Here is a 16,414-nt window from a genome sequence, read left to right on the forward strand (position 1 = left end):
ACGGTAGGCTGAGCTGTGGCGCGGTCGGCCGCGCCACAGCTCAGCCTACCGTCGGGCTCGACCGTCACGGTCAGGGCCTCGGGTAAGAGGGTGTAGCCGGCAGGGGCCACGACCTCGCGAATCTCGTAACGGTTGCCCACCACGAGCTGATCCACGAGCTCGGCGCCCGCGCGGCCGTCGTCGCCGGTGGTGATGCGGGCGCTCCCCTCCTCGAGAATGCCCGCCGCCTCAAGGGCGTCCGGGTTGGCAAAGGCGGAGCCCTCAAGGGGCGTCACCTCAAAGACAGTACCCGCAAGCAGCGGCGCATTGCCGTCCTCGTCTCGCTCGCCGTACTTGACGATGCCAAACGGAATGACCTCGTCGGTCACCGTGATGCTGTCGCCAGAAGCCGCAAGCTCGATGGTGCCGTTCTGCACCTGCGAGTTGCCCGGCGTGATGGTGCCATCGGCGTTCACCTTGAACGACCAGCTGCCCTCGATGAGCTTGTAGCCGGCGGGAGGGACGGTCTCGCGCAGCTCATAGGCGTTGCCCGCGACGAGCTTGGCCGAGAGGGACTCGTCACCCACCTCGTCCGCTAGGTGCGCCACGCCATCGACATCGGTCACGAGCTCAAGGGCATCGGTGGAGCCGTCGGCGAAGGCGGAGCCCGCTTGGGGCGTCACGGTGAAGTGACCGCCAAAGAGGTCGTGGCCATCCTCGCTTCTCTTGGTGATGGCAAGGCGGATGGGGATGTCGCGCGCCACGAGGGTCAGTTGGTCGTGGTCGTAGCAGAACGAGCCGTTGGAGACATGGTTGGTGGTGAGGATCTGGATGGTGCCGTCCGTGCCAACCGTGAAGGACACCGAACCCTGGATGAGCTCGTAGCCCGCGGGCGCCTTCGTCTCCGTGAGGGCATAGCTCTTGCCCGCGACGAACTTGAGGTTGGAGAGGTCTTCGACCGTATGGCCCTCGAGCCTCTGGCTGGCCCCGCCATTGGCAAGACCGCCGTCGCCCGTGGCAAAGACGCCCTCAATCGTGAACAGGGCACCGTCGAGCGACTCCTCGGAGCCTGCGGCGTGCTTGGAGAAGCCCAGCCTCACAGGCGTGTCGGAGAGCGTCAGCATGGGCGTGGCGTCCTCACCGCCCAGCGACCAGGCGGGGCCCTCGCCGTCGAGCAGCGTCACGCTGCCGTCGCGCGCGATCTTGACCTTGGCGGAAGTGCCCTCGAGCTCGTAGCCATAGGGCGCGTCGGTCTCGCGAATCTCGTAGACGCCATCGGCCTTGCGCTCCGCGCCGTTCACGGTCACGCGCGTGCCCTCGGCGATGCAGTCGACCGCGTCGATGAGGCCCGACTCGTTGGTGGTGCCCTTGTAGGTGGTCTCGCTCACGGAGCCCGCCTCGTCTACGTACAGGCCCTTAATCTCGAAGCGCGCGTTCTTGAGCGGGTTGCCACTGAGGTCGGTCTTAGAAATGTTGAAGTCAATAAGCTTGTCGGTGGCCGTGGCGGTCACGCCATCATCGGAAATGGACCAGCCAGCGGGCAGGTCGCCCACGACCTCGTAGCGGACGCTGCCATCGCTGGCGTGCGCCACGCGGAAGGTGAGGTCGTCCACGCAGGCATAGCCCACGGGAGGCTGGCTCTCGTGCAGGGTGTAGGTCTGGTCCTCGAGCATGGCGTCGGGGAAGACGGAGCTCGCGGAGGTTGCGTCGGGCGAGATGGTGCGGGTGTCCTGGCCACCCGCGAAGACGCCCGAGAGGGTGAACTCGGATCCAGCGATGGGGTCACCGTTCTCGTCGACCTTCTGAAGACGCAGGTCGATGGCCTTGTCGCGCACGGCGAGCGTGCTCGAGAGCCCCGAGCCCTCGATGGACCAGGCGTCAGGCACGTCACCCTCGATTGCGAGCGAGCCGTCATCGCTCACGCTCACAGTGACGCTCGCGGGGTCGGGCGTGACGAAGCCGGCCGGGGCCTGCGTCTCGGTGACGACGTAGGAGTTGCCCGCAATCACGTTGCCGGCAAGGGCTTCGCTGGCCGCGTCGGGCCGGGCTACGCCATCCGCACCCGTGGTGAGGTGCTTCTCGGAAGCGCCATCCACGAAGGCGGAACCGGAGGCGGGCGTCACGGTGTATTTGGCGCCCGCGAGTGCCTCGACGCCGTCCCAGCTGGTCTTCTTGATGGTGAAGGTGGTCTGGTTGTTGGCAATAACGCCAAGGTCAAGCGGCATGTTGATGCTTGCAGCCACGTTGTTGCGGTCAATGGTGGCCTCGTCCGTCGCGGCACCCTTGCCCACGTAGCCGGGGGCAGGCATGGTCTCAACGAAGCGATAGGTGCCCCAGGGAAGATTGGTCACCGTAATGGTGCCGTCCTCATCGGAGGTCACGGGCCGGAAGTCTGCCCAGGTGCCATCGTTGCCCTTGCGCTGCAGCGAGAAGGTGGCGCCCTTAAGGCCGTTACCCCTGGCGTCGGTCTTCTTCATCGTGAGCGAGCCGCGGAGCGGCGCGTTCTCGAGGGCGTCGTTCGCAACGGTGGCGTTAGCCCAGGTCACGATGGCGTTGTTGGCGAGGTCGATATCGGCACCCTGCGCGTTGTCGTCAACCTTCCAGGTAGCCGTGGGCGCATTGGCGGCATCGAGGGCGTAGCCGGTGTTGGCACGCTCGACGAGCTTGTAGCTGCCCTTCTTGAGGCCACTTAAGGAGAGCGCGCCGCTCGCGGCGGTGGTGCTCGACGCGGCGTCGGTGCCCGCGGCGTTCAGCACGTAGCTCTTGCCCGTCTCGAACGTGCCGAGCGAGCACTCGGCCCCGGCATCAGCGCCCGTGGGCGTGTAGAAGAGCTCAAAGCGCGCGTCATCGATGGCCTCGCCCGTCTCGGAGTCGGCCTTCGCGAGGTGCACGGAGGCGTTGAACTCAGCATTCTCGGCATTCACCGTGATGGTCTGGGCGTTGTCGGATGCACCCACGGTGAACTCGTAGCGGGCGTCCGAGGTGGTCTGCGTGAGCGGCGAGGAGCCCGTCTCGAGCAGGTAGTAGCCGCCCTGCGGCAGGCCGTCGGCAAGCGTCTGGTAGAAGCCGCCCAGCACGGATGCGCCGCCGACGGTCTCGACAGCAATATGCGAGCCCTTGGAGGTCCAGGAACCGTTCTCGTCAGTCGCGATGCCCGTAGCGACGAGCGTATCGGCAGCGACGGCCTCGCCCACACGATACAGGTCGAACGTCATGGACGGCACGGGCACCTGCCCGTTGCCGTGGTTATAGAACTTGTTGAGCGAGACGTGCGCGCGGAACACCTGGTTGGTAACGCGCACGACGGCGTTGCCGCACTCGGGAGCCACGGCCTGGTCGTTGCCAGAGACAACCGCCGCACCCGTGCCACGCACGCTCACGGACCCGTCTGCACCTATCGTGAGCTGCACGTCACTGGCCGCAACGTAGCCTGTGGGCGTGGTTGTCTCGACCACCGTGTAGGTGCCCGCGGCAAGACCCGTGATGTAGCCGGCGGCCTCGCCCGTCTGGGCCACGCCGCCCACCGTGGAGCTCGCGGTGCCATTCTCGCCGCGCGACCACGTGGCAACCTCGCGGCCGCTCGCGTCGCGCACGGAGAAGGCCACGCCATTGAGCGAGTTAGCGGCAGCCGAGGAGCCCGTGGTGCCGTCGCCCACCTTGTCAAAGGTGAAGCGCGTGGCCACGTTCTTGATGGTGCCGTCTGCGGCGGCGCCCGCGCCGTCAGAGCACGCGGACTTGTCGGAGAAGAAGCCCGGCACCGAGCCGTCCTGCTCGACCGCGCGATAGGTATAGACGCGACCTTGCTGGTCTGCGAGTGGGAGTCTCTCGAAGGTGTAGGTCCAGGTGCCGTCGGCGTTCTTGGTCCAGCTGGGCGTGGCATCGGTGCCATCGCCGCGCTTGGCGGCCTGCCAGGTCTTGCCACCATCGACGGAGCGCTGCAGGTTGAGCTTGATGCCGCTTGTCTCGGGGTCAAGGCTTGCGGCCAGGCCCGTGCCCCAGTCGTTCCAGGTCTTGGTACCTGTGAGCGACGTGGTCTTGAGCACGTTGTTGAACACCTGCTCGGAGCCATCGCCCAAGGTAAGGGCACGCGAGCTCACGGCAACAAGCGACTGGGTGCCGCTCGTGGCGAGCACCTCGGCACCGGATTCGCTCGTGGGGTCCTTAGCCTCGTAGGAGCCCTGGACGAGCTCGGCCACGCGGTACTCGTAGGCAAGCCCGTTGGGGTCGGTGGCGGGCAGGCTCGAGAACTCGGCCGTCTTCTGAATGGCGGGGTAGGTGCTTGCGCCATCGCCAATCGTCACGGTGCGCAGACTGTCGTTGAGGCTGCCGTTCCCGTTAAACGGGCTCGCGACGGTGGCACCAAAGCTCGTAAGCCAGGACCACTCCCCGCCCGCCGTACGGCGCTGCAGCACAAAGGTGCTGGTCCAGGCATCGCCCTTGGCGCTGGTGCCGGGGCGCGTGGCCCAGGCGTTCATCTCGTCATCCCAGGTCTTGGTGACGCGCGCCTTGGTGGACGAGACGAGCCTGTTGGTGATCGTGGACATGACGTACTCGCCATCGCTCTTCTTCGAGCTCGACTCGACCTGCGAGGGCTGGTAGGAGCCAGTGACACCGGAATAGGTGCCGTCAACTGCGGGATTGGGCAGATCGACGACCTGCTGGTTGCCGTTCTTGTCGTACACGAGGCGACTCTCGACCACGCGATACTCGATCTGGCGGGTCTGGACGGCATCGTCCCCGCCCACGGCAGCCGTCACCGGGAGGTCCTTCCAAACGGTGGTGAACGGCTGGGTGTTAGAATCCGCCCTGGAGACGCGCTGCACCGTGTAAAGGCCGTTGGGCAGCTTGTAAGCCCGGGGCGAGCTGTAGCCGGAGAAGGGCGTCTCCTGCTGGAGGTTCGTGCCCAGGTAGGTGTTGAACGTAAGGCCGGCATCCGCCCAATCGCTCCACCCATCTCCGTCCGTGCTCACGCGCGCCTGCAGCGTGAAGTAGGCCACGGGGCGCTGCGACCAGGCGTCGGAGGCATCGTCTGCCCAGACCTTGGTGAAGCCCACCTTGGTCTTGAGGTAGTTGTCGATTGCGCCCACCTGGAGCGGCACCTCCGTGCCGGTGTTGAAGTTTGCCATGTCCACCGTGCCGCCGTTGGCGCCAACGTTGTAGTTACCGTCGACGTTCTTCTCGCGCACCTCATAGGTCCAGTAGGTGCCATTGGGGGCAATGCGCTCGAGGTTCTTGATGGTGTAGGTCCAGGCGTTAGTGCCCGCGTTGTAGTTCCACTCAATGTAGGCGGGGCCATCGGGGTCGCTGGACTGCAGCGCGACGTCGCCGTTGTTGGTGGCGTCGAGCTGACCGTCCGCATGGCGACGCGTCACCTGCAGGTCGACGTGGCCAGGTCGCGTGCCCGCAATGTTGTCCTGGTCGTACCAGCTCTTGGTGCCCGTGAGCGAGCCCAGGTCTTCGGCGTCACCGGTATAGGTGTTCTCGAACGTGACGTCGGACGTATGGTCGCTGGCGATAATGGTGTCCCTGGGCTGGTAGAAAGAAGCGGCGTTGTCATCCTTGGCCGCAGGGGTATCAAGGTCGTCGGAGCACGCCGAGCCATCGGCAAGCGAGCCTGCACCCTGCCAGAAGTACTTGAGGTCGCTCGAGCCGCGATCAAGGTCACCCGTGCCCACGCTCGTCAGGTAGCCATTCAAGGGCTGCTCGGCCACGTAGTAGACCCAGTAGGTGCCCGCGGGCGTATAGATGTCGAGGTCCGTAAAGCCGACCGTGCGCTCGAGCTGCCCCTCCTCGTTGGCGCGGGCACTTGCGTTATCGAGTGTCTTCGTGGCCACGAGCTGGGCCACAGACTTGGTGCCATCGGCCTTTACGTAGTAGCGGTAGAGGGCAAAGGTGCAGTTGGGCACGCGGTCGCCCGGCTCGAGGTTGCTGAAGAGCTTCTTAACGGTGAGGTTGCCCCTCTGGGAGGCGTTGTAGACGTTGCCCACCATGAAGCTGCGCCACGAGCCATAGGCGACATTGTAGATCTTACCCGCGGCGTCCTCGGGGGTCTTGCCCGAGGCAATGGCGTCGGACACGTCATAGCCGCCGGGCGCGTCGGAGCCGTCGGTCTCCTTCTGGATGAGGCCATCGATGATCTCGCGGATGCGGTACTCGTAGACGCGGCCGTAGCGGTCGTAGACCGGCAGGCTCACACCACCCTCCTGGCCCGAGGTGTTGTTGCCGTAGGTGTTCATGACGAAGGCATAGCGGTTGCCGCGCATCAGGGAAAGGTCGCTCGTCCATGCCACGGCCGTCTTGCCATCCGCAACGTCGTAGTTGGGGGTGCCGCTCGAGTCGTAGCTCGCCACGGTGTAGCTGCCCTTGGTAGAGGTGGCCGTGAGGCCAAGCTCACCCCAGTCGTTGCCGCCATCGGCCCAGGAACCGTTCTCGTCGTAGTGGCCACCCTCGACGCGTCGCTGCAGGTAGAAGGTGATGTCGGGCAGATCTGCCGTCTCAAAGCCTGCGGGCAGGTTGGCCCAGACCTTGCCACCCTCGGCAGACATGGTCTGCTAGAGGCGGAAGTTGAACGTGCCGTCCTCGCGCAGGGCGTTCGAGGTCTCGGAGCCGGGCACGATGCCCGAAACGTCGACGTAGTCGGGCGAGCCAGCCTTGAACGGGTCGCTCTCGTTGGCGCTGTCCCAGGTGGCGCTGCCGGGGTAGCCGTTGTTCTTGGGGGCGTTCTCGCTCGCATCATAGGTGAACCAGGGGTCGGCGTAGTTGAGGTTCTTGACCGTGGCGTCTGCCTGCGAGTGGTTCACGGTGGCATAGTAGACGATCTCGCCGCCGTGCTCGTCGTACTTGGGGAGGTTGCTCACCTCTACGTACTGGTTGTAGAGCGGGTCGGCGCCCTCATCGCTCATGGGGTTCCAGTCATAGTGCTGGTATCCCGGTACCGCCTCGACGGTGTAGGTAGGGTTGCCCGCATCGTCGAGGACGGGCTTGCCCTCTTCATCGTACTGGTAGACGCGGCGGTACAGCGTGAGGTAGATGTCGAAGCGCTGGTCGAGATTGTCCTGAACGTAGTGGTCGTACCAACGGGTGTTGAAGCGCACGGTCTTGGTGGCGCTGCGCGTGTTCTCAAACGAGAACGACGAGTAGTCGAGGTGGTGCCAGGCCGACCCCTCGCCCTCGAAGAAGTCGTCGCGACCCGTCTGTCGGCTCACGTAGTCGCCCGAGTCGCTCGTCCACCGCTCGGTCACGGTCCAGTGCAGGACGTTGCCGTCCATGTCGTACTTGGGCAGGTTCTGCACGATGTAGTAGCTCTGGGTGGTGCCGGTCTCACGGCTCACCTTCAGGCTCAGGCCATGGCCGTCTTCGGACACCGAGGCATTCTGGCCAATGACGATGGGCGTCCGAGCAAATGTGCCATCAAGGTCGCTGGAGGCTTCGGCACCATTGCGACTGACGCTCTCCTCGGCAACAAGCGGCAGGTTGCCCATGCCGTCGATGTGGGCGGAAACGGCGCCGCTGCCGTTATAGACGAACGTAACCTTGTCCTCGTCGTTGGTGATGGTGAAGTTGGCGCTGGGACGCTCGCCAGCCATGGCGCCCGCGTCCTCCCAGTCCTTGAAGATGTTGATCTGTTGCAGGCCCACGCGGCGGTTCTGCACGACATTGGCCTCAAGCACGTCGGACCAGCCATAGCTCACCTCGTAGGCGTAGCCGCTTGTGAGCATGCGGTCGTTGGTGCCCGTCCAGGAATTCAGCAGGGCCTCGTACTCGACGATGCCTTCGGCTGCAAGCTCGGCGCACTTCTGCTTCGTGACCATGCGCGTCGCGCCGGCGGGCACGGGCTCGGTGGGGTCAGACGTGTCGTCGGTCGAGAGCTCGCAGAGGTAGACGTCGTCCTCCGTGAGGCCACCCACGCCAATGATGGCCTCGGCGTACCAGTCGTTGGCGGTGCTCAGGTCTACGCTCGTGATAAGTTGACCGGCGTTATAAGCAAGCCGGCCGTCAGTGGAGTAGGTGTCCCTCTTGGCAAAGACGCCAACCCTCACGGGCATGCGGGCGGAGTTGTTGCCTCCGTCTTTCCAGTCCTTGCCCACGCGGATGATTGACGAGTCGCCACCGGTCTGGGGCCTGTTGTAAATCTTGGTGGTTTTGGTGTCCTGGTCGTACTCGTGCGAGGTGCTAAAGCCGGGGGTGTCATCCTCGAGCAACTGATAGGTGTAGCGGTGCCCCTCGGGCGAGAACTCGGGCAGGTTCGAGAAGTCGAGGTGCCAGGGCATCGTCTCCTGCACCGTCGAGGGCGACGAGACGATGCCCATGTCCCACAGGTCGACCTCGTCGCCCATCATGGCAGAGCCGTCGGGGTTCATGAGGTCGGTGGGTTCGTCATCGGGCTTGCCGTCGAGCTGGTACTTGCCGATGAGCTCGCCGTCGCGCACGAGGCGCACGGTGACGGGGCCAACCTCGCGGTTGTCGTAGGGCTTCTCGTCCTGGGTGTAGATGATGTCATCGTTCTCGTCATACTCGACGTCGCCGTCCGCGTCGACCTTGGCCCAGTACTTGTCGACGTGGCGGTCGGTCGTGTTGGCGTAGCGGTTGGTGATCGTGCCCGTCTTGGGGTCGTTGTTCGAGACGAACGTGACGCTCTCGTCCTCGCCGTCCTCGTTGGTGAAGTAAAGGAAGAAGATGCCGCTCATGCCGTCATCGGACGAAAAGTAGAAGCTGGGCTCGCCACCCTTCTCGACGTTCGTCTCGACCCAACGGTAGACGTACTCCTCGCCGTGCTCGTCGTAGGCGCCATAGTTGCCCGTGAGAGTCTGGGTGAGGTTCTCGGCGCTCCAGCCCGAGAGTTCCTGGACCGTGGGCGTCTCGCCCGGGGCAGCCTCGAAGTCGGTCCACTCGTAGGTGCCGATCCAATTGCCGTCCTCGTCGTACATGGGGTCGTAGTTGAGCTCCCACACGCCCGAGCCCGGCTCGGACTCGTGGACGTGGCGCTTGAGGATGCGCTGGCACTTGAGCGTCACCGTGACGTCAGAGAGCTGGTCCTGGAAGGCCGCGGCGTCCCACGTCTTGGTGGCCTTTTGCTGGGTGATCTTGGAGCGTACGTTGGTGACGGTGCCGCCGTCGTAGATGGGCGTGTCGCCGGCAGGACGGGTCGTGGCGCTCTCCTGGGCGCCCTCGCGATTGGAGCGGTCGGGGTTCCAGTAGCCGGGGACGGCGTCGGAGCCCGCGTCGACGGAGCCGTCCTGGCCCACCGTGCCAGCAATCTGCTGGTAGTCGCCGCCGTCCATGGTCTCGCGCACGAAGTAGATGTATGGATATCCGTCCTGGTCGTACTTGGGCAGCTCCAAGTTACCGGCGGTCGCCTCGAGTCTCTTGGCGATGTCGACCGTGGCGTTGTTCTGGGGAACGTCTCCGTTGACGCCGCCCATCCGCGCCGCACCCAGGGCGGCGTTTTGCTCGGCCGTCATCGTGACGCTGACGAAGTCGCCGTTGTCGGCCTGCACCTGCGAGGCGACGAGCGAGCTCTGGCCCTGCTTGTCGGAGTAGCGCCAGAGGGTGTAGGTGGTGGAGGGGCGGGCGCTCGGATCGTCGTCGAGCCAGACCTTGGTGGCGTCAAACGATGTGTTGCCCGCGCGCGTCACGGTCATCGCGCCGCCGTTGAGGCTGGCCGAGGCATCGGCCGACCCTCCCGTAGCACCCTCGCTCGAGTACCAGACCTGATAGTAGTCGCGGTAGCCGTCGACGTTGGAGTTCTCGACTTCGTCCATGCTCAGGCGGAACTCGAGGCTCTGCTGGCTCTGGGTAAAGACGGGTGCGTACATGCTCAGCAAGTAGGTGGTCCTGGAGGAACCGCCCTGCTGCGAGAACGTGGCGCCTGCCCAGTGGAAGAGCTGGGTAAGGTCGTCGCCCGAGTAGGTCTGGTCTTTCTGACCGCTCCTCACGGCGTCGAGGTGCAGGTGGTTGGCAAACGTCGTGCCGCCCGCGAGCGGCGTCGAAAGCCACTCGTCAAGGTTGTCGACGTAGCTAGAGTTGCAGCCGAGGTTGAGCACGACGGTGAGCTGCTGCTTCTGCACGAGCGCCAGGCACTCGAACGGCGCGGATTGGGCGCCAAAGTAGCCGTCCTTGAGCACGATGTAGGTAGGTTCGCCGGCATCGGAGTCATAGATGAGGGCGTTGTCCTCGACCTTGGTGCCCTCGGGACCGGCCGTCTCGTGGCAGATGCCGTAGGTGATCTTCTTGCTTGAGGTCTGGGTGTCCTGAATGGGCTTGCCATCCGCGTCGACACCGGGCGTCACCGTGGTGGTGATGACCTCGCTCGGCAGGCCCGTTGCGGCCGTCGCGGTGTACTCGTTGCTGCCCGTGACGTTGACGTCAACAAGCTCGGGTTCAAGGCCGTACTCGAAGGGGGCGGCCTTGCGGATGGCGTCGAGCTCGTCTTGCGTCATGCCAAGCAGGCGCTGTGCATCGGCCGAGACGGAGCGCCCGTCTGTGGTGAGCGGGTAACGGGTGTCGTCACCCTCGACCTGGAAGTAGAGGCGGTACTCGCGGCGCGCCTCGAGCTCCTCGGCGCTCGGACGGTCGACGTTGTTGTTGTCGGCCCAGGCGGTCACAAAGGGCGTAGCCGCGGCGGAACGGTCCGTCGAGGGGGCGATGGTCGTCGTGGGGCCGGCGGGCTGGGAGGGCTCGCTGGCATTGTTGTCGCCTGCGTCGACGCCGTCCTGCTCGTCGACCAGCAGGTTGAGGGCGCGGACGACCTCCTCGCGGCCGGGAAGCGTGAGGTCGCGCGTGCGCACGCTGGCGTTGGTGGGCGTCTGGAGCGTCCAGGTGAGGGTCGAGGCGGCGTCCGAGACGAGCATGGAGTCAACCGTGACGTCGAGCGATGCCACGGCGACGAGCGAGGCGCCCAGGTTCGTGCCGGCCTGCTGGTCTGCGGCGAGCGTCACGTGGAGCTTGCCGGCCGCAACGCGGCCCTCGGCCACCTGCGTGGCGGTGGGGTTGCCCTGCTCGTCTGCCGCATAGAGGGCAACGGGGGCCGTATCGTCCGCGAGGGCGACGCCGTCGGGCAGCGCCACGTCAAAGGTGTCGCCCGCGAGCAGCACGCCCGTGAGGCCGGCGTCTGCCGTCTGGCGGGTGGCATCGAGGTCGACCCTGAGCGAGAGCGCAGCGGCAATCTTCTCGGGCAGGGCCACGGCGTCGAGCGAGGTCGCGGCCGTGAGGCCGTCCGTCGCGGTCTTATCGTAGGCAAGCGAAAGGCCATCGGAGCCAAGCACGAGCGCGTCGGTGTCTGCCGTGAGGTCCACGGGCGCGGTGCGCGGCTCTCCGTCCTGCTCGCCCGCCACGGGAGCGGCGGCGGCGTCACCGGAGCCGCCGTCGTCGTCATCGCCCGCAGGAAGCGAGGCCGCGATCTGCTCGCCCAGGTCCTGCATGCCCTCGGCGATGGCCTCGGTGGTGTTGGCGCCATAGATGGCCTGGAATACCAGCACCCAGGTGAGGAAGAAGGCGAGTCCCTTGCGGGCGCCATGGCATATGCGCCCCCTCCCCTCGCCGGAAAGAAGGGTCTGACGAACTCGACGGGCGAGCCTGGCCATGGTTACTCCGATCGGTCATATGCAGTCGAGAAGCAGGCTCCGAATGCCCCCCCCCCGAAAATTTCATAGGTATAGACGTTCATAATTTTATCAAAATAGGTGGCAAAACGTTTTGCCCCTCCCACAGTTTCGCAGGTCTTACAAGTTGCAGAAATCAACGCAACGAGGGCGCAGCCAGACGGCCACGCCCTCGTCAACGCTTGTTTATTTGTTGTTGGGACAATAAAGCCCGTAGCCTTATCGTCCCAAACCGCAGGAAAAGTGGGACAGAAAAGCTACGGGCGGAATGTCCCAGATTCTGGTTAGGCCAGCTCGGCCACCGCGGCCTTGAGCTCCTCGGTGCGGTTCGTGGCCTCCCAGGTGAAGTCGGGGTCCTTGCGGCCAAAGTGACCGTAGGCGGCCGTCTTGGCAAAGATCGGGCGGCGCAGGTCGAGGTCGCGGATGATGGCGCCCGGACGCAGGTCAAAGACGCGCTCGACGGCACGCTCGATGGTGCGGTCGCTCACGGTGCCGGTGCCCTTGGTGTCGACGAGCACGGACAGCGGGTGCGCCACGCCAATAGCGTAGGCCAGCTGCACCTCGCACTTGTGCGCCAGGCCCGCGGCCACGATGTTCTTGGCGACCCAGCGCGCGGCGTAGGCGGCCGAGCGGTCGACCTTGGTGCAGTCCTTGCCCGAGAAGGCGCCGCCGCCGTGGCGGCCCATGCCGCCGTAGGTGTCGACAATGATCTTGCGGCCGGTGAGACCCGTGTCGCCCATGGGGCCGCCCACGACGAAGCGACCGGTGGGGTTCACGTAGATGTCGGCGTCCCTCCAGGGGATGTTCGCCGCGTCAAGCACCGGCGCGATGACGTGCTCGGTGACGTCGGCCTTGATGACGGCCATGTCGTCGACCTCGGGGTCGTGCTGGGTCGACACGACGATGGCCGAGACCTCGATGGGGCGACCCTGCTCGTAGCGCACGGTCACCTGGGTCTTGCCGTCGGGGCGCAGGTAGGAGAGCTCACCGGTCTTGCGCACGTCTGCCAGGCGCTTGGCGAGGCTCTGGGCCAGGTAGATGGGCATGGGCATGAGGACGTCGGTCTCGTCGGAGGCGTAGCCAAACATCATGCCCTGGTCGCCCGCGCCGATGAGGTCGAGCGGGTCGGTGGTGCGACCGGCCTGCGCGTCGAACGACTCGTCGACGCCCTGGGCGATGTCGGGGCTCTGGCCGTGGATCATGTTGATGACGCCGCAGGTGTCGCAGTCAAAGCCGTACTTGGCGCGGTCGTAGCCTATTCTGCGCAGCGTCTCGCGGGCGATCTCGACCACGTCGACGTAGGCCTGGGTGCGGATCTCGCCAGCGACAACCACGGTGCCGGTGGTCACGAACGTCTCGCAGGCGCAGCGCACCTCGTCGACGTTGGCAGGCTGGCCGCTCGGCGAGATGTAGCCCTCGGCCTGCAGCCGCGCCTCCTTGGCAAGGATCGCGTCGAGCACGGCGTCGCTGATCTGGTCGCAGATCTTGTCGGGGTGGCCCTCGGTGACCGACTCAGACGTGAAGTAGTAGCTCTCGTTGCTGGACTCGCTTGCGCTCATCCCTTCTCCCTTCTGGCGGGCGTGCCGCCACGTTGCGGGCGCCGCGCGCGGGCGCCCCGGAGACGAAAAAAACGTCCCCTCACCTGTGCAAGGGGACGTCGATGACGTGCGAGTCATGCTTCCCCCGTCTTCCGGCCAGCAAGGCCGCCGAGAATTGGCACCCTGCCAGCGAGGCTGGTGGGTTGTCGGAGCGTCATCGGGCTCGGTCCCTCGGCTCTATGCGCCATGTACGGGCCTCAACGCGCAAGGCCGGCGGCGCCTCTTGACGAGCGCCCTTTCGGGCTTGAACAGTGTATTCCCACAGGGGCGCCGTGTAAACAAAGAAATTATGTAAACTTCTCAGCTACGGCCCCACTTATTGTCAAGCTGTTAGGGTATATCACGCTTGTTTGTGGGCGTGCGCGGCGCGCGTCGCCGCGCACGCCCACGCCAGCTCCATAAAGTCAGCGCTTCTCGCATACTTATATATGTTGTATGAGTGCGAGAGAGGTGCCGGCAGCTCGACCTCAGGCAAGGAGTCTCCAAGTGAGAACTGCGTTCAAGATCTTCAAGCGCGACCTCAAGCGAATCCTCGTGAACCCGGTCGCCATCGTCATCGCTATCGGCGTGGCGATCATTCCCTCCCTCTACGCCTGGTTCAACATCCTGGCGAACTGGGACCCCTACGAGAACACCTCGACCGTACCCATCGCCGTCGTCATCGAGGACGAGGGCGCAGACATCGGCGACATGGGCTACATCAACGCCGGCGACATGATCGAGGACCAGCTCAAGGAGAACAACCAGCTGGCCTGGACCTTCGTAGACTCCGAGGACGAGGCGCTCGACGGCGTCAAGGCGGGCACCTACTACGCCGCTTTCGTCGTGCCGAGCGACTTCACCGCCTCGCTGGGAGACATCCTCGATGGCGACACCAACCAGGCGCATATCACCTACTACGTGAACGAGAAGGTCAACGCCATCTCGCCCAAGGTCACCGACACGGGCGCCACCACCCTCGAGAACCAGATCGCCAACCAGTTTGTCGAGACGGCCTCGCAGACCATCGTCGACAAGGTCTCGGCCCTCTCCGGCTCCATGCTCGACGCCACCAACAACGCCGTGGCCACCGCCGCAGGCGACCTCACCGACGTCCAGAACCTGCTCACGGGCCTTACCGGCGACCTCGACGGCGCGCAGGGCCTCATCAGCGAGGCTCGCGGCACCATCTCGAGCGCCCGCTCCACCCTCTCGCAGGTGAGCGGCTCCACCACCTCGCTCTCAGACGCCCTGGGCCAGTCGATGGACACGCTCTCCACCACCCGCATGCAGGCGCAGGCCCTGGGCGCGCAGCTCTCGAGCGCGTTGGGCACCGGCGTCACGAGCGTCACGGGCATCTCGAGCCAGGCCAACTACGACATCGGCCAGATCTGCGGCAACATCGGCTGGGCGCAGGGCCAGCTCGACGGTGCCATCTCGCAGGCGGGCGCCCTGGGCGGCTCTACCCTCTCCACCGTGCGTGCTCAGCTCGTGAGCGTGCGCGACAAGGTTAACTCCGCCATCCCCGACGGCACCCCCGGCAAGGCCGACGCCCTCGCGAGCCTCGACTCGGCCATCGCCGCGCTCGACGGCGTCACCGGCGACCTCTCGGGCAAGCTCGACGACCTGCAGGAGACCTCCGACGCCATCAAGGCCGGCAACGACGCGGTGAAGAACCTCTCCGGCAGCGTGAACGACGCTGTGCAGAACAGCGCCCAGACCCTCACGCAGCTGCAGGGCACGCTCGCCACCACCACGATGCCCGCGCTCTCCAACTCGCTCGACGCCTTTGCTGACGCCGGTGGCCAGCTGCAGGGTCTCTCGCGCTCGCTTGCCCCCATGCTCACGCAGGTGGACGCCACGCTGGGCCAGCTCGACAGCATGCTTGCCCAGAGCTCAGACGCCCTCTCCAAGACCTCCGCGGCCGTGAGCTCCGCCGCAGACGGCGTGGGGACGCTCGCGGCAGACACCGCGGCCCTCCAGAGCGCTGAGACCATGAAGCTCCTCAAGGACGCCATGGGCCTCGACGCCGAGCAGGTGGGCCAGTTCATGGGCTCGCCCGTCGAGATGGTCTCGCAGCCGATCTTCCCGGTCGAGAACTACGGCAGCGGCGTCACGCCGTTCTACACCAATCTCGCCCTGTGGGTGGGTGGCATCGTGCTCGTCGCCATCTACAAGCTCGAGGTCGACGACGAGGGCATCGGCTCGTTCAAGCCATGGCAGGGCTTCTTTGGCCGCTGGCTGCTCATGAACCTCATCGGACAGATCCAGGCTATCATCTGCTGCGTGGGTGACATCCTGCTGGGCATCCAGTGCCTGAACCCGGTGGCCTTCGTGTTTGCCGGCATGGTCGAGAGCTTCGTCTACGTCTTTGTGGTCTACGCGCTCTCCGTGGCGTTCAAGCACATCGGCAAGGCGCTCGCCGTCCTCATCGTCATCCTGCAGATCCCGGGCGGCTCGGGCACCTACCCCATCGAGATGCAGCCCGACTTCTTTAAGGCCATTCACCCGTGGCTGCCCTTCACCTACGGCATCAACGCGATGCGCGAGGCCATCGCGGGCTTCTACGGCGGCTACTACGGCTTTAACCTCGCGATGGTGCTCGTCTTCCTCATCCCAGCCGTGTTCATCGGCGTCACGGCGCGCAGGCACCTGCTCAACATCAACGCCCTTTTCGACCGCAAGCTGGGCGAGACGGACCTCATGATCTCGGAGCGAACGGGCCTCGAGGGCGCACACTTCCGCCTGTCGACCATAGTCAAGGTCATCCTGCACTCGGCCGACTACAAGCATACCTTCCTCGAGCGCGCGGCGAAGTTCGAGCTCATGTACCCCACCCTCATCAAGCGTGGGTTCGCGGCCCTCATCTGGTTCCCGCTGCTCATGCTGGTGCTGGTGTTTGTGACGCCGTTCAAGTTTGCCCTGCTCATCGCCTGGATCATGTCGCTCGTCGTCATCTGCACGTTCCTCATCGTGGTGGAGTACTTCCACTCCCGCGTGGCCGAGAAGACCACCCTCGCCGACATGACGCGCGAGGACCTCTTTGCCCTGCTCGACGACGAGCTGCGCCAGGAGTTCATGGCCTTCGCGCCCATCGACAAGATCTTGCTCGAGCGCAAAACCGACGCGCCTGCCGCCCCCATCCCGCACGACGCAGACGGGCCCCTGAGCCCCGCCGCCGCGTGGCACGCCGTGAGTCTCACGGACGATGCCGAGGTCAGCGAGGAGCGCAGCGCAGACAACGCCAATGCACACGAC

General features: G+C 65.4%; 4 protein-coding genes. 1 reads left to right on the forward strand and 3 read right to left on the reverse strand.

The window, feature by feature from the left end:
• From AC1VTH_RS02785 to metK, 3 genes are all read right to left on the reverse strand, one after another.
• A partial coding sequence (locus tag AC1VTH_RS02785) for a SpaA isopeptide-forming pilin-related protein (RefSeq protein WP_481334574.1) occupies positions 1 to 6,524 on the reverse strand: 6,524 nt, incomplete at its 3' end.
• 6 nt (positions 6,525 to 6,530) lie between these two features.
• A complete protein-coding gene (locus AC1VTH_RS02790) occupies positions 6,531 to 11,561 on the reverse strand; it encodes a Cna B-type domain-containing protein (RefSeq protein ID WP_481334575.1) in 5,031 nt (1,676 codons plus the stop codon).
• A 302-nt stretch (positions 11,562 to 11,863) separates the two neighbouring features.
• Entirely contained in the window at positions 11,864 to 13,138 is a 1,275-nt protein-coding gene (gene metK, locus AC1VTH_RS02795) for a methionine adenosyltransferase (RefSeq protein WP_481334576.1), read from the reverse strand.
• Between the two features lie 525 nt (positions 13,139 to 13,663).
• On the opposite strand from metK, the gene AC1VTH_RS02800 reads away from it, so the two are divergent.
• A partial coding sequence (locus tag AC1VTH_RS02800) for a YhgE/Pip family protein (protein ID WP_481334577.1) occupies positions 13,664 to 16,414 on the forward strand: 2,751 nt, incomplete at its 3' end.

The sequence above is a fragment of the Parolsenella sp. genome (genome assembly GCF_982402205.1).